Origin of the sequence: Solibacillus sp. FSL K6-1126 (assembly GCF_038003445.1) — a bacterium.
Lineage (GTDB): Bacteria > Bacillota > Bacilli > Bacillales_A > Planococcaceae > Solibacillus > Solibacillus silvestris.
In genome coordinates this window covers 1316286-1332396 of the sequence record NZ_JBBOPD010000001.1, presented here as the reverse complement: position 1 = coordinate 1332396, position 16111 = coordinate 1316286, and the positions used below count along the sequence as shown (strand labels likewise).

The window sequence follows — 16111 nt, the reverse complement described above, 5'->3', positions numbered from 1 at the left end:
CTCCGGCGAATTGCCTCTTTTTAGTCGACCGGTAGCATGCTCTTCATTCTCTAAATGAAGAAAAATATCAACGTGTTTTATAATAGCATAAAACGCTATACAAAGCCTATTTTTTTAACTACTTGTTAAACTACCGGCTTTCTTCCACAGATGTAGCCGGAGAGATATGATCTTCTTCACTGTCACTGTCGGAAACCTGCTGCAGTATTACCTGTCCATCCGGTAAATCCATCAGCGATAAAGCTGCCTGTTTTCGAACATGGCTATTTGGATCACGCATTAACATTTTCAGATAAGTGTATGAATCATCCTCTTTAACAAAACGTAAAATTTCGGCAAGCAATAGACGCTCTTCCCAAAGTGCTGAATGAACAAAGACTTCGTAATGCTTCACATGCGAAATTTTGCCATACGATGAAATGGCTCTTAATGCTCGAAGACGGATTCCCGGGCACTCGGACGTCAATAACTGTTCAAATAATGAAAGGTATGAAGGATTCATGTTCATGTTCAGGCACGAAAACTCCAGAAACGCTAATTTCAGCTGAATCGGCAATTCTTCAAAATGATCTTTAAAGTAGTCACAATAACCATTCTCAATATTCGATAGCAACAGATGGTACTCACTATCATAAAAAGTCAATCTAGGCTTATACATATGAGCCAAAAATAAATTTCTATTATATTTCGCTGCAACCTTTAACATTAATAAATATTCTTCGATAGAGCCGGTACGATTATCTTTTAGCCGGCGTTCGATTAACGGCACTAAAAATTCCAGCTCCAAAATCAATGTGCGCTGTAAAACATGTAAACGGACAGTTTCATCACGGCTATTCAATTGCTCCACATAATAGTTTTTCATATTTAATGCAGCATATGTTGAAGCTCTCTCCAGGATTTCTTCTTTATTCATCGTTGTAACATACGAAACAAAAATAGTATCAATTGCCGCCAGCTCATTCTTTGTAGTTGAATGATTCCGAAGAGGCTTGTTTAAAACTAAATAATTATACCAGTCCCTTTCATTTTGCTGGATATAGTTATTAATTTTATTAAAAGAATGTTTCTTTCTGTTCTTACGATAAATTGTATAAAAATAAATACATAATAAAATAAAAAGCATTACACTACAGATAATTAAGATCCCTTTTAAAATTTCTTCAATCTCCATTATTATCGCGACCCTCTCAATCTGTTTTCCATGTTATTTACTAATATATCACCTTTTTCCGTTATCTTTATACAACCAATTTTTTCTCCTGTCTCCAATACTTCATTTATATATGGAATTTGCCCCATTTTTTGTTGATTCATGGAGATTGTTTATGAATTTGTTTTGGAAAATTTATGTACGGACAAATTCCGGTTCTTTTGAAAATAAAGAAGAAGACAGACCAAATAGACGGAGTAGTTCCGCCTATCGACTTAGTCTATATTATAAAGTATCATTTGTTTTCTTTTGCAATCCAGAACGCGTTAAGCTTCCCCAATCGTTTTTGCCCCGAATAAAGTACCAGAATCCTTGAAGGCGGAAAACAACCATTAGCGGACGGAACCAGAACACTTCCGACAAGGAATACAATAATAGCTTCACCGAATCCCGGATACGTGGATAAGTGCCCATACTCCATGCTTCCAGCAAAATTGAAAACATCGAAATGACGGTACTGTAAATTAAAAACAGGACAAATAAAGTAAGAGCCGATTCCAAATAGATATTACCGATTACAAATGATAAAATGACATATATATATCCCAATAGTTCAACAATCGGGCCGATTAATTCAATAAATACAAAATACGGAACAGATATGAGACCGATTTGTTTGTATTTCGGATTGAGCAGCATCCCACGGTTCAGCATAAGACTGCTTAACAGCCCCTGATGCCATCGTCTCCGCTGTGTTTTTAAATCCTTTAAATTATCCGGGGCCTCTGTCCAGCATACCGGATCGGGAATAAATTCAATCGATTTTTTTATTTTATTCTTCAGTAAATAGTTGTGCAGCCGGACGACCAGTTCCATATCTTCGCCGATCGTATTCTTATTGTAGCCACCGACTTTTATTGTATATTCTTTCGAAAAGACACTAAACGCACCGGAAATAATTAATAATAAATTAAAACGGCTCAGCGCAATTCTTCCCATATAAAAAGCACGTAAATATTCAATAATCTGCATGACGATAATCGGATTATTCGGGACAACCGATTTCAAAACACTGCCGTACTCGATTTCCGAACCGTTTGCTATACGCACACTTCCACCTGCAGCAATGACTTTCCCGTTGGAAGAGACAATCGGCTTCATCACCTGCAGCAATGATTTAGTGGATAAAATTGAATCACCGTCAATCGAGCAAAAATAAGGAAATCTTGATACATTTATGCCTGCGTTTAACGCATCGGCCTTTCCTCCATTTTCCTTGTCTACTAAAACAATATTGTAATGGAGCTTCGACTGGTAAATGCCCCTGATTTCCGCTGACGGCAGCTGATTCTGTACAGTCCGGAAAACAGGCTCCATCTGAAAGACATCAATCACTGTCTGCAATGTCGAATCTTTTGAACCATCGTTTACAATCACGATTTCATATTGCGGGTATTCAAGTGTCAATAATGATTGAACCGTACTGATAATACCGATTTCCTCATTATAAGCCGGGACAATGATTGAAACAGGCTTCGAATAAACCGCATTTAAATTTACTTTCCCTTCCAAATTCTTATCCAGATTCCTGTCTTTTCTCAACTGTAAGAAAGCAAAGACCAGCATTAATGAATAAACCAATATAACAAATAACATGTATATAAAAATTAATGAACTGAACACTTCGTTAAACCAATAAAGTATGTTATCTAGATTCATTTATCATCATCCTAACTTCATGACTTCCCTTGCCATATCTGCTGCATACAAATCGTTTTCACAGTCGATTATTTGCTGTAAAATTACTCGTCCGTTTGGCATATTCAGTAAAGATAAGGCCGCCTGTTTTCGTACTTGCCAATTTGAATCAGCCATTAACCGCTGAAGATTTTGATAAGATACCTCTTCTTTTACAAACCGCAAAATTTTCGCCATCATCAATCTCTCTTCCCAGCTGGCGGAATCGACAAAGCGCTCATACAGTTGGAAATCAGAAACCATCCCGAATGATGCAATCGCTTTTAGAACCCGAATTCTTAACTCCTGATCTTCCGATGTTAACAAACGCTCATAGAAAGAAAGAAAATCATTATTTACATTTGTGCTTAAACTCAGAAAATCAAGGAGTGCAAGTTTCAATCCGATTGGCAAGGAATCAAAATGGCTTGTGAAATAGTCGATATAGCCTTCATCAATTGTCGATAATAAAAGTTTATATTCATAGTCATCCAATGGTAATCTCGGCTTATAAACATGGGCATAAAATAAATTCCGATTATATTTCGCGACTACCCGCAGCATTAATAAATACTCTTCCATCTCATAATCTCGTTTTCTTTTTAAACGCCGCTCAATAAGGGGCACTAAAAATTCCAGCTCCAGCAGTAATGTACGCTGCAATACATTCAAACGGACCGATCGATCACGGCTTTTTATTTGCTCGATATAATAATTCTGCATATTCGATGCAGCGTATTCGGAAACTTTGGTGTGAATAGAAACATTATTAAGCGTTGTCAAATAGGAAACAAATAGATGATCAACCGCCTTCATTGTAATTTGATTTTCCGGCCGGTGATCCAGCGGTTTGTTATAAACAAGATAGTTATACCATTGCGTTTTATATTGTTCGAAATACGCATTCATCTTTTCATTGATTCGATTTCTTTTCGTCCCTTTATAGACTAAATATATAAATATACATAAAATAACGATCAGCATGATAGTGCCGGCAATAACCGCCCCGACTAAAAATTGACGATCTATCATATTATCGCGACCTTCTCAAATGATTTTTAATACGTATTTCAAAAATTTTCAAATTAAAGGGACGGACAAAGTAAGCATCAGCTCCATTTTCAAAACTATAAAGCTGTGCTTCCTCGGAATTACGTGATGAAATAAATAAAATTAAATATTTTTGTTCATTAGGCAAACCGCGCAAATAATGCAAAACCTCAAAGCCATTTTTTCTAGGTAAAATATCATTCAGCACGATAATATGATGATGCTCACTTCGGTACCAGTCGGATTCTATAAATTCAAGTCCGTCATTAAACACCCGGACCTCCAAATCTTGTTCAGCTGTTTCCAGATTGTGAAACAGATTCGAAAAAATAGATTGTGTAATATGATCATTTTCGATGATGCTGACTTTCATCTTGATTCGCTCTTTTTCCATAAACTGCGGAATCACCACTATTTGTGTATCTGAAAAATCAAGGCTCATCACCTCTTCCTCACCAACTTCCAGTATTTCTTCAAGCGGATGCAAAGAATTCGCAATTTCTGCAATAACAGCGACAAGCGGCATTTTGAAAGGTGACATAGCAGTTTGAAGCCGACCTAGAAATGATTTGGATTCCATTGATTTACTGATCGACAGAACAAGAATGATGTATTGTTTTGACTGATGCGAAAAAGCAAAATCCGACTTACGTAAATTTTCTTTTACCAACTGATAGAATTCTTCATAGCTTACAGACATTTCATCTGAATATTTCACGAAAACAAACGTAAAATGAATCCCCTTTTTTCGGATATAAGTTAACTGCAAATCATAAAGATGCTTCAAATTTTGAAGATTCTCTACGCTATTACTAAACTGATTCTCCGTTTCTTTCATTTTTATTTCACCCCTGTTCATACATATGCCTCAACCCACTGTAATCGATTTCAATCACTCAGAAAACAGTGGATCTTTGCTTTAGCTTAACGGATCTCTGAAAATTTTTCCTGCAAAATATAATACGATTGCTTTAAACGTTCCTTATACTCAGGTATTGTCCAGCTTTCCCATGTATAGGTTTTCAGGTCGGATTTTTTGTCCGGTATACGGTTTTTCACGGTATTATTTTCGATGAGCAATGCACCGACTTCAATTCCTTCTATTATTTCCTTTGTCATTTCTTCATTTTCATATAAATCCGACCAAACTTCCAGACGGCTCGGATCCGTAAAATTCAGCAATAGCCAAGGAATACGAATTTCGACAATCCCATCTGCTTTGTTGATTTCATAATCGGCTAGTGAATCATAATCCGGGCTTTCCGGGTTACCGTTTCCTTTTCGCAGCTTCCCGGTCTCGTATTTTTCGAATGGATAGGTTTTATCGAGAATCGGAATCGTGAGCTGTTTATTTATTGCATACTCAATAGGGTTAAATTGCCCGCTGTTTTTTTCGGTCATCCCTTCAAACGGGACGAGCTTCAATCGGTCGCCGTACAGTTTCTGGAACACATCATAGTAGGCATCGACTTCAATTCTGCTATTTTCCTCATCTTTAATCGTCAGTACAAAATCAGCTTTGTTCAATAACGGGTAGTCCTTATATGTTGAATTCCCCTGCCCTTTCACTGTATTGAAATAAATTAACGGAAAATCGGCATTTGAGAATTCCGTATTTTCCATATCCATCCGTATATACAAATAGCGTTCGTCGGAATCCATATACATGGCCATCTGTTTCGTTTTATACATCGGCTTTTTCCCTGACCAGTCCGAAATATCCCCATCCACTTTTATTTTCAATGTATCAAAGCTGAGCAGTCCGAACTGCTGTTCATTTGTTTGTGCATTTGACCAAAATGGCCGTTGATCCGGATTATCGAGATCCATCGTATTCCATGTCCGCTTAAACCATTCATCCTGCCATGAGAACACTAAACCGCCAAGCATGCCTTCTTGCAGAATATCTTCATAGAGACTGACTAAATATTCCCCTTGCTGGCGCTCGGTCACAAAGCCCTGATTCCAGCCGAACGGATTTTTATGAGTCAATCCACGGGAAGCCGGTATTCCGAATTCGGAGATTAATATCGGCAGACGGTGCGCTTTTTTCAAATCATTTAAATAGGCTGCATAGCTATTCGGTTCACCGCGATGGTCCTTATATTGTAAATACTCAGGCGTAAAGTTCAAAAAATCCGGATAATACGGATAGACATGGTAGTTTGCAAATTGACCAACATGTTGCAGCTCGTTTTTCTCATAAATGACATTCGGATTTACGGTCGCCATATCTTCCTCTTCACTCGGTTCGTACGGGTGGTCCAATAAATCGGTCGTTACCCAGTTCGTAAAGCTGAACGGCCGCATCCATTTGTATTCGTCCATTTCGTACTGGGCGGCATATTCCATCTGCTCTGCTAGCCAGATTTCAAATGGAGCAGCATCTTTTGTCGAAAAGTACTTGCCGTCATATTGTGCCTTGCCTTTATTTTTCTCATTAACTGAATTAACTGCATCCGGATACCACTCGATGCCCATCATCCAGCCAATAACATATGGAGCGACATTGGCAGTATAATTCCCAAAAGCATGTCCCGGCTGATGTTCAATTTCTGCATTGCCGTGTAATATATCGATAATATCTTTTATTTCCTTTTGAAACTTTTCTGTCGGTTCACCATATACATCCAATTGCTCAATTACCGGCTCTTCTTCCAGCCAAACCCCATGGAACAAGTAAATCGGCTGTTCATGCGACTCATTGTACTCCAGCAACGCTTCATAAAATGCCGGCGGGTGGATTGTATAAACACGGATTGCATTCGCGTGCATATCACCAATTGATTTGAGCCATCTTGTATAATCTTTTTTTGTAATTCCTGCTTCACCCGGGAAAAGACCGGGCTTAGCCATCCCGATATTTACCCCTTTTATGGTCATTTCCTGCCATTTACCGTTTTGCATCACTTCATATCGATCGCTTAACACCCGGGCATTATAGGCAATATTCTGCTCATAGACCGGTTCAACGGATGTTGTAACTATTTGCTTCGATGTTGAAGAATCCTCATCTGCATCATCACTTTCCGAAACGGATTTATCATTGATGAAATATATCCCTAACGGAACTGTAATCACCAGCAGCAGCAATCCTAGTACGAGTAATATTTTTTTCATTAGCGCCACCTATCATCATTTATAATTAAAAAGGGAAAGAATTACTTTATTGTTTCTCTTCCCCTTAAACACGGTCCAAAAACGGAAAAGAATTGAAAAGAAAAACACTCATAACCTATTTCAGATATGAGTGTCATCTTCAATCTATTAGTTATTAATATATTTCTCGAAAACATCGCCGAAATCTTTTTTAACAAACGCTTTCTTTTGCTCCAGCAGCCAGCTATGTGAAAATGCTGTGATTTCCTTAAATGCATCAGCTGGTGAAACACCTTCATTACCCGCGCGGCCGATTGCAGAGGCAGCTAAATTCAAGCTTTGTTTTGCCGCATCCATGCTGAATGTATTCGCCTTCTGTTCAAGGGAAATCGCATGAAGCGCTTTGTATAGATCTTTAATTTCCGTTAAGTGTTTTTTATGAATATCAATACTTAACGGCATATTTCCGATCACAAATTTAATTTCCACATCCAAATCAATTGTTCCGGCCGTTTCCAGCAGCACTTCTTCAATCGCAAAATGTTCGTAGTCATAGCGGCGCAGCATACGTTTTTTACTGATCGCATTTGCCCCGTCCACATGGATTAATGCATAGTTGGTGAAGCAATACTCATCCGCTTTTGTTTTGATCAGAAAATAGATTTGTTCATCCACTTCATTAAAAATAAAATCATCTGCATCTGTTTTGTCAAAGTCCTGTCTTGAAATCACTACCCCGATATCTGATAACCCTAATGCATCTGATGCCAATTTTTTGAACATTGTATTGCCTCCTTTAATTGAATAGTTATTATACGTTTCCATTCAATTAAAGGTTTCATTACATTGAAATCCCTAGTCAGACATTTGTTTGAATGGCTGCAGGCTGATGCTTTAATTGGGATTGTTTCTTTCTATACAGTTCCACTTTCGGCAGTGGTTTAACCGGGAGTAACGTCTGTTTATCCTGCTGTAAAATGCCGTTTGCTGTAATTCGTGCCGATTCCAGAATAATTGGCAAGCCACTGCCCGGATGTGTACCACCACCGACTAACCAGCAATGATCGAGCTCTTCAAATTTATTGCGCGGGCGGAATACAAGCATTTGCGATAATTGGTGCCCTAAATTGAACGTTGCCCCTTTATATACATGAATATCTCGTTCCCAGTCGGCTGGTGTAATCATTCGCTCCTCTTCGATATATTCCCACATATCCTTAACACCCAGTTTATCGGCTACCATATTTAAAATCATATCCCGGAAAGGACCTGCCTTTTCCGACCAGTCGATACCGCTCATATTATTCGGCACCGGAACTAAAATGTATAATGTCGACTTTCCTTTTGGTGCAACCGTTTCATCCGTAACGACGGCATTTTGAATGTAAATCGAAGGATCCTCAGACATCAATTTCGTTTTTGTAATTTCCTCTACATTTTTCCGGTAATCTTTTGCAAACCAGATTGTATGGTGCGGTAAATCAAATCGTTTATTAACACCTAAATACAGCATGAACGTTGAACAGGAGTATTGTTTTTTCTCGAGCTTTTCCGGAGTATATTTTTTCAATAGACCGGGTTCCACAAGATTCGTCATCGCATGTGCGAAATCTCCGTTAATGATTACTTCATCTGCCTCAATTTCCTGACCATCTTCCAGCAGAAGACCCGTTACTTTTTTGCCTGTTGTTCTTAACTTCTTCACACCGTTATTTAATAAAATTTTCCCGCCTGATTCCAGGACAACTTTCGCCATCGCTTCTGTCAGCTTATTGATACCACCTTTAATGTGGTAAACGCCGTAAGCGTGTTCAATATATGAAAGAATTGAAAATGCGCCGGGACTTTCCCATGGAGACATCCCCAGATATTTTGCCTGGAATGTAAAAGCGAGCTGTAATTCCTCTTCGTTATAAAACTTTGAAAGCGTATCAACAAGAGAATTCCCTACTTCCAATTCTTTGAAAGCTTTCATCACTTTCGGATTGAACAGGTCTGTCAGCTTGTTCATCGGTGCCTGCAATACAGGAGCAAGCACTTCAAGTTTCTTTTGCGTCTGTTCCATATAACGCTCATAACTTCCCTCATTTCCAGGGAACAGCTCATCGATTTGACGAATCATCTCATCTGCATCACGCGTCATATTAATCTTTTTATTATGGTAGATTAATTGATACATCGGATTTAAATCGATCAAATCCACATAGTCTTGAATATCGCGACCTGTTAACTCAAAAATTTCCTCTGCAATGTACAACATATTTAAAAATGTTGGTCCCATATCAAATTTATAATCACCAAGCTTAATCTCGCTTGTTCGCCCACCTACATAAGCCTGCTTTTCATATACCGTCACTTTATAACCTTTATGCGCCAATAACATGGCAACCGCTAATCCACCAGGTCCTGCCCCTACCACTGCAATTTTTTTCATCTATAGTTCCTCCCTGTTTCGATTCGATATTGTACAACGATTTCCTCGTACAGAATAATTTGTATAATGTTCAGTAACATTCTTTATTCATTTCACGATTAATATTAATAAAATTCCATATTGTAGCTGTTTACAATAAAAATTTGTCCAGAGACACTATTTCATGTTATACAAACATTATACATATTTGTTTTTCGTTATACAAGGAAGAAATACACTCAATTTGAGATAGTTTGTAAATAAGGGGGTCCGGTAGACAAAATAAAAACCACCAGTTGAACTGGTGGTTTTCTCTGCGCGTGAAACGCTGGGTTACTGGCCCACGTCTAAAGACGCTCTGAAAGGTCTGCCAACCGCACTACGTTTCCGACTACCGCTAAAGCGGTGTACTTATTTTTTTCTTCGATTTATTTCTTCACCTGTGAATGGGTCAATGAATTCTTTCATCGTCATTTGATCCTCCAGGAGATCTTCCTGCAATTGATTTTTTATATATTCCTGAATTACTTTTCTGTTTCGTCCTACTGTGTCTACATAATATCCTCGACACCAGAATTTCCTGTTTCCATATTTATATTTCAAATTTGCATGTCGATCGAATATCATTAGGCTACTTTTCCCTTTGAGATACCCAACAAACGCAGATACACTAAGTTTCGGCGGAATACTTACTAACATATGTATATGATCAGGACACGCCGTGGCTTCAATGATTTCTACGCCTTTTCTTTCACACAGTTGACGTAATATTTTACCAATATCCGCTTTTATTTTTCCATAGATCATTCTTCTTCTGTATTTTGGCGCAAACACGATGTGATACTTACAATTCCATGTTGTATGTGCTAAACTTTTATTATCCATTATTGGAGCTCCTTTCGTACGTAATCGGTTGACCAGACCTGATTTTATTGTACGACTGGAGTATTTTTTTTGTCCATAGCTAAAAGCTCTTTAGAACCCCCCGCATAGCAGGGGGTTTTCGTTTCCATAACAAAAAGCCTTAATTTCTCTTTGTGTGAGAAATTAAGGCTCTTTGCTTTGTTTAGGTCTGTTATTTTAAATCATTCACTATTCAAATTCGTACGAAATTGCAGATAACGCATACAACGGTGCCGTCTCTGCCCGTAAAATACGAGGCCCCAGTGACATTGTCTGTGCACCGGCTTCAAGGAAAACTGCCGATTCATTACGGGAAATACCGCCTTCAGGACCGAAAATACATAAAATGCGCGGCGTATTTTCCTTATTTAACGATTGCAGCTTTTGTTTGAATGTCGTACGGTTTGCCAACTTCGCATCCTCTTCATCAGCAATATAGACAGCATCATAGTTTGAGAATGTTTGTACAAGCTGCTTAAAACTGATTGGCTGTACAACATCCGGGACATATGTACGATGCGATTGCTCCGCTGCTTCCTGAGAGATTTTTTGAAGACGTTCCTGGTTTTTCTTTGCTTTTTTATCATCCCATTTTACAATCGAACGTTCCGCAGCAAACGGAATTAACGCGTGCATACCAAGTTCTGTCGCTTTTTGCGCAATCAGTTCCAGTTTATCGCCTTTTGGCAAGCCGCAAGCAATATCGACTTGTACCGGCATTTCCGGCGAAGGGATTGTCGTACCTGTTTTTTTCACACGTACATCCTGGTCCAGCTCGATAATTTCACAAACATACGCTACATTGTCATGTACAACAATGATTTCTTCTCCTACCGTCATACGCATTACTTTTGAAATATGGCGCGCGTTTTCCCCGGAAATCATAAAGTGGTCCATATCATTTTCCACAGTATCTACAAAATACCTTTGCATTGTCTTCACTCCTAGTTGATAACGTAAAAATCGAACATTTTGCACATTAGCAAAATGTTCGATTTTCGATTAAACGATTTAATTAAGGACGACGTGAAATAATCGCTACCCAATCTTCCATCATTAATACTTCTTCAATGACAAATCCGGCTTTTTCAAGAGCTGCTTTGACATCATCTTTCTTCGCTCCGATAATGCCCGATGTAACGTAGATGCCGCCTGGTTTTACAATTGAAAATGCATCGTCCGTAAATGACATAATGATTTCTGCTAAAATATTCGCTACGACAATATCAGCCGGATCTTTTACTGTGTCCAATAAATTGCCGTGGAATACTTCTACAATATCACTCATTTTATTCAATTCAACGTTTTCACGCGCTGCATTTACTGCCACTTCATCTAAGTCCAGTGCATGAACGCTTTTCGCGCCAAGCATGGCAGCACCAATTGACAGTACGCCAGATCCTGTACCAACATCGACTACCGTGTGGTCATGTTGTACAACTTTTTCAAGTGCCTGTAAACACATGACCGTTGTAGGGTGTGTTCCTGTTCCGAACGCCATTCCCGGATCCAGCTCAATGATCAGCTCATCCGTTGATACCGGTTTGTAGTCTTCCCAAGTCGGCACAATTGTAAAGCGTTCCGAAATTTTTACCGGATGGTAGTATTGTTTCCACGCCGTTGACCAATCTTCTTCATCAACTTCACATAAAGTTAATACATTTTCACCAATATTAATATCAAAGTTTACAAGGTTTGCGATTGCAAGCTTAATTTCTTCGATTGTTTCCGCTAAAAAACTTGAAGCCGATAAGTATGCTTTTACAATGACACCTGTTTTCGGAAAATCTTCTGGGTTCAGTGCGTAAATTTCACCAAATTTATCGATTCTCTCTTTGTCTAATTCCTTTGAATCTTCAATTACTACACCGCTTGCACCAGCTTCGTGTAAAATGTTCGTCACTGCATCAACAGCTTCATGCGTTGTTAAAATCGAAAGTTCTGTCCATTTCACTTGCAATACACTCCTTAGTCGCCTTTAATTTTTTTCTTGATTTTGTCGAACAGCGAGCTTCCGTGTTCTTCCGGAATGTCTCCACTAATTTCTGCGAATTCACGTAACAATTGTTTTTGTTTTTCCGTTAATTTCGTCGGTATGACAACATTTACGATAACATACTGGTTCCCCATACCATAGCCGTGTACATTTTTTACACCTTTATCTTTCAGGCGGAATTGTGCACCCGATTGTGTACCTGCAGGGATTTTCAGCTTCACTTTACCGTGAATTGTCGGTACTTCGATTTCATCACCTAATGCAGCTTGCGGGATTGTTAGTTTTAATTCATATAAAATATCATCGCCGTCACGTTCGAAATACTCATGCTTGCGAACATTAAAAATAATGTATAAATCGCCGGCCGGACCATTGTTGAATCCTGCTTCACCTTGACCTGCTACGCGTAATTGTTGACCATCATCAACACCTGCAGGGATTGTGATTTTGATTTTTTTCTTTTTCGTAATCGTACCAGTACCGCGACATGGTGTACATTTTTCCACAATGATTTTACCTTGACCACGACATGATGGACAAGAACGTTTGTTTACCATACGGCCAAACGGTGTGTCGACCGCTTGGTTAATTTGGCCCGCACCATTACATTGTGTACATGTTTGTGGCTGCGTACCTGGTTTTGCACCGGAGCCGTGACATGTATCACATGTTTCTTCTTTTGGTATTTCGATTTCTGTTTCTTTTCCGAATACTGCTTCTTCGAAAGAGATGTTCATACGGAACTGAAGATCGTCGCCTTTACGTGGGGCGTTTGGATCTTGGCGTCGGCCGCCTCCGAAGAACGAACTGAAAATGTCTTCGAATCCGCCGAAGCCAGCGCCGCCTCCGAAGCCGCCGCCACCAAAGCCTGCATTTGGATCTTCATGGCCGAACTGGTCATAGCGTGCGCGTTTTTGGTCGTCTGACAGCACTTCATATGCTTCTGCGACTTCTTTGAACTTTTCGTCTGCACCCTCTTCTTTGTTTAAATCCGGGTGATACTGTTTTGATAATTTACGATACGCTTTTTTTATTTCATCTTTGCTTGCACCTTTGCTCAGGCCAAGTACTTCATAGTAATCGCGCTTACTCATTGTTCACTCTCCGCTCTTTTTACATAACGTCTATTTTAACATGTTGAAAAAATGATGTATAGCTTTTGCTTGCATAATGAATGCAATTAATATTCCGTTGTAATCACATAGCCCGTTGTGCTGCGTTGCGGGGCACGCTTTCCTGGGGGCGTGGCTCCAAAGCTTTGAATAAAGCTTTGCGACGAGTAACCGCAGGAGCAACCTGATTTTCCGCGCACGCTAATCCCCTAGGAGTCGGCCCCTCCACTTCGCACAACTACCGGTTAATTTTAATAACCTTTACTACATCAGTTTTCGCAATATATAATTTCTTCTCTTCATAAGGTCCAGTGCTTTCCATTCCGGGTCGGACGCTTTCCGCGGGCGTGGCCTGAGCCTGTAGTCTCAGGCGTCACGCTATTCCCGCTGGAGTCTCCTCCCCTCCATTCCAAGCACTTCTCGTTTAGTATTAAATTTCGTATTCTAATTATGTTTATCCATGAATAGCTTCCACTTTCGTCGCTGAACTTTCTACTTTCGATTCAATAAGTTCTACTTTCTCACGGAAATCCGCTAAAAAGATTTGCACTTTCTACTTTCCGGGCGATCTATTCCACTTTTCCCTGAATAGCTTCCACATTAGCCGCTGAACTTTCTACTTTCGTTTCAATAAGTTCTACTTTCCCACGAGAATCCGCTAATAAGCCCATATCACTACAAACTTAAAAGCCAAAGCCGCAAGCGGTCTTTGGCTTTTATGTGAAAATCAGAAAGAATTATTTATTGTCTTTGTCGTCTTTAACTTCTTCAAAGTCAGCGTCTACGATACCGTCGTCTTTTTGACCAGCGTCTGCTGCGCCTTCAAAGCCTTCAGCGCCGCCTTGTGCTGCTTGCGCTGCTGCCGCTGCTTGCTCGTATACTTTCATTACTAATGGTTGTAGTACGCCTTCTAATTTTTCTTTAGAAGCTTTGATGCCTTCAAGCTCGCCTTTTTCTAAAGCTGCTTTTAGCTCGTCGCGTGCATCTTCAACAGATTTCTTTTCGTCTTCTGTAATTTGCTCACCTAAGTCTGTGATTGTTTTATCCACTTGGAATACTAATTGGTCTGCTTCGTTGCGAAGATCTGCTTCTTCTTTACGTTTCGCATCAGCTTCAGCGTTTGCTTCAGCATCTTTCACCATACGCTCGATTTCTTCTTCTGATAAACCTGAATCAGATTGGATCACGATTGTTTGTTCTTTTTGTGTACCTAAGTCTTTCGCTTTAACTGATACGATACCGTTCGCATCAATATCGAATGTTACTTCGATTTGTGGAATTCCACGTGGTGCTGGTGGAATATCAGATAATTGGAAGCGACCAAGTGTTTTGTTGTCTGCAGCCATTGAACGCTCACCTTGTAATACGTGAATGTCTACTGCTGGTTGGTTGTCTGCAGCTGTTGAGAACACTTGAGATTTAGATGTTGGGATTGTTGTGTTACGATCGATTAATTTCGTCATAACACCGCCCATTGTTTCGATACCTAATGATAATGGTGTTACGTCTAATAATAATACGCCTTGTACGTCACCAGCTAATACGCCACCTTGTACAGCAGCACCCATTGCTACTACTTCATCTGGGTTTACGCCTTTGTGTGGCTCATGACCAGTAGCTTTTTTGATCGCTTCCACTACTGCAGGAATACGAGTAGAACCACCAACTAAGATTACTTTATCTAATTCAGAAGCAGAAAGACCTGCATCTGATAATGCTTGACGAGTCGGTACGATTGTACGTTCTACCAAGTCTTTTGTTAAATCATCGAATTTCGCACGTGATAATGACATTTCTAAGTGAAGCGGGCCATCAGCACCTGCTGTGATGAACGGTAATGAAATTTGAGTAGAAGTTACACCTGATAAGTCTTTTTTCGCTTTTTCAGCTGCATCTTTTAAACGTTGCATTGCCATTTTGTCTTTTGATAAGTCTACTGAGTTTTCTTTTTTGAACTCTTCTACTAAATAAGCAATGATTTTGTCGTCGAAGTCGTCACCACCAAGTTTGTTGTCACCTGCAGTTGCTAATACTTCGAATACGCCGTCTGCTAATTCAAGGATTGATACGTCGAATGTACCGCCACCTAAGTCGAATACTAAGATTTTTTGGTCAACATCTTGCTGATCTAAACCGTAAGCTAAAGCAGCTGCTGTTGGTTCGTTAATGATACGTTCTACTTCTAAACCAGCGATTTTACCAGCGTCTTTAGTTGCTTGACGTTGAGCATCGTTGAAGTAAGCAGGAACTGTAATAACAGCTTTTGTTACTTTTTCGCCTAAGTAGTCTTCAGCATAACCTTTTAAGTATTGTAAAATCATTGCAGATACTTCTTGTGGAGTGTACTCTGTATCATCCACTTTTACTTTATCATTCGTACCCATTTTTGATTTGATTGAAATAATTGTGTTCGGGTTTGTTACAGCTTGGCGTTTTGCTACTTCACCAACTTGTTTTTCTCCATTTTTGAATGCTACTACAGATGGAGATGTACGGTTACCTTCTGGGTTTGGAATTACTTTTGGTTCTCCGCCTTCTAATACAGATACACAAGAGTTTGTTGTTCCTAAGTCAATACCGATAATTTTACTCATAATTTAATTTCCTCCTAATAGTAAAAAACAAAATGTGTTTGATATGAAAACATC

At 39.3% G+C, this 16111-nt stretch carries 12 protein-coding genes; all 12 read right to left on the bottom strand.

The features are described from left to right. Positions 1-130 precede the first annotated feature (130 nt). The 12 genes from MHH44_RS06335 to dnaK all read right to left on the bottom strand — a co-directional run bounded on the left by MHH44_RS06335 (position 131) and on the right by dnaK (position 16057). Positions 131-1174 carry a HEAT repeat domain-containing protein gene (locus tag MHH44_RS06335; protein ID WP_340798075.1) on the bottom strand — a complete coding sequence of 348 codons (1044 nt, stop codon included), beginning with the start codon at positions 1172-1174 and terminating at the stop codon, positions 131-133. Between the two features lie 264 nt (positions 1175-1438). After that, positions 1439-2872 (bottom strand): glycosyltransferase family 2 protein, encoded by a 1434-nt coding sequence (locus MHH44_RS06330; RefSeq protein WP_340798074.1) that lies wholly within the window; start codon positions 2870-2872, stop codon positions 1439-1441. Positions 2873-2878: 6 nt separating this feature from the next. Then, positions 2879-3922 carry a HEAT repeat domain-containing protein gene (locus MHH44_RS06325; protein ID WP_340798073.1) on the bottom strand — a complete coding sequence of 348 codons (1044 nt, stop codon included), beginning with the start codon at positions 3920-3922 and terminating at the stop codon, positions 2879-2881. A gap of 1 nt (position 3923) precedes the next feature. After that, positions 3924-4778 (bottom strand): response regulator transcription factor, encoded by an 855-nt coding sequence (locus MHH44_RS06320; protein ID WP_008403148.1) that lies wholly within the window; start codon positions 4776-4778, stop codon positions 3924-3926. Between the two features lie 86 nt (positions 4779-4864). Further along, entirely contained in the window at positions 4865-7060 is a 2196-nt protein-coding gene (locus MHH44_RS06315) for a hypothetical protein (protein ID WP_340798072.1), read from the bottom strand. A 147-nt stretch (positions 7061-7207) separates the two neighbouring features. After that, a complete protein-coding gene (locus tag MHH44_RS06310) occupies positions 7208-7822 on the bottom strand; it encodes a PH domain-containing protein (protein ID WP_014824432.1) in 615 nt (204 codons plus the stop codon). Positions 7823-7898: 76 nt separating this feature from the next. Continuing rightward, positions 7899-9473 carry a phytoene desaturase family protein gene (locus tag MHH44_RS06305; protein ID WP_340798071.1) on the bottom strand — a complete coding sequence of 525 codons (1575 nt, stop codon included), beginning with the start codon at positions 9471-9473 and terminating at the stop codon, positions 7899-7901. Between the two features lie 390 nt (positions 9474-9863). Continuing rightward, positions 9864-10337 (bottom strand): IS200/IS605 family transposase, encoded by a 474-nt coding sequence (gene tnpA / locus MHH44_RS06300; protein WP_340798070.1) that lies wholly within the window; start codon positions 10335-10337, stop codon positions 9864-9866. Between the two features lie 207 nt (positions 10338-10544). Next, entirely contained in the window at positions 10545-11288 is a 744-nt protein-coding gene (locus MHH44_RS06295; RefSeq protein ID WP_340798069.1) for a 16S rRNA (uracil(1498)-N(3))-methyltransferase, read from the bottom strand. Positions 11289-11370: 82 nt separating this feature from the next. Continuing rightward, the gene (prmA, locus tag MHH44_RS06290; RefSeq protein ID WP_340798068.1) at positions 11371-12309 is read right to left on the bottom strand and encodes a 50S ribosomal protein L11 methyltransferase; all 939 of its coding nucleotides are present in this window, start codon (positions 12307-12309) and stop codon (positions 11371-11373) included. 14 nt (positions 12310-12323) lie between these two features. Beyond that, on the bottom strand, positions 12324-13445 hold the full coding sequence (gene dnaJ, locus MHH44_RS06285; protein WP_340798067.1) for a molecular chaperone DnaJ: 1122 nt from the start codon (positions 13443-13445) through the stop codon (positions 12324-12326). Between the two features lie 755 nt (positions 13446-14200). Continuing rightward, on the bottom strand, positions 14201-16057 hold the full coding sequence (dnaK, locus tag MHH44_RS06280; protein WP_065217043.1) for a molecular chaperone DnaK: 1857 nt from the start codon (positions 16055-16057) through the stop codon (positions 14201-14203). Positions 16058-16111 lie beyond the last annotated feature (54 nt).

Bases quoted from the DNA above. Each gene is read 5' to 3' on its own strand.
- MHH44_RS06335 (WP_340798075.1), bottom strand. From the start codon at position 1,174: ATGGAGATTGAAGAAATTTTAAAAGGGATCTTAATTATCTGTAGTGTA.
- MHH44_RS06330 (WP_340798074.1), bottom strand. From the start codon at position 2,872: ATGAATCTAGATAACATACTTTATTGGTTTAACGAAGTGTTCAGTTCA.
- MHH44_RS06325 (WP_340798073.1), bottom strand. From the start codon at position 3,922: ATGATAGATCGTCAATTTTTAGTCGGGGCGGTTATTGCCGGCACTATC.
- MHH44_RS06320 (WP_008403148.1), bottom strand. From the start codon at position 4,778: ATGAAAGAAACGGAGAATCAGTTTAGTAATAGCGTAGAGAATCTTCAA.
- MHH44_RS06315 (WP_340798072.1), bottom strand. From the start codon at position 7,060: ATGAAAAAAATATTACTCGTACTAGGATTGCTGCTGCTGGTGATTACA.
- MHH44_RS06310 (WP_014824432.1), bottom strand. From the start codon at position 7,822: ATGTTCAAAAAATTGGCATCAGATGCATTAGGGTTATCAGATATCGGG.
- MHH44_RS06305 (WP_340798071.1), bottom strand. From the start codon at position 9,473: ATGAAAAAAATTGCAGTGGTAGGGGCAGGACCTGGTGGATTAGCGGTT.
- tnpA (WP_340798070.1), bottom strand. From the start codon at position 10,337: ATGGATAATAAAAGTTTAGCACATACAACATGGAATTGTAAGTATCAC.
- MHH44_RS06295 (WP_340798069.1), bottom strand. From the start codon at position 11,288: ATGCAAAGGTATTTTGTAGATACTGTGGAAAATGATATGGACCACTTT.
- dnaJ (WP_340798067.1), bottom strand. From the start codon at position 13,445: ATGAGTAAGCGCGATTACTATGAAGTACTTGGCCTGAGCAAAGGTGCA.
- dnaK (WP_065217043.1), bottom strand. From the start codon at position 16,057: ATGAGTAAAATTATCGGTATTGACTTAGGAACAACAAACTCTTGTGTA.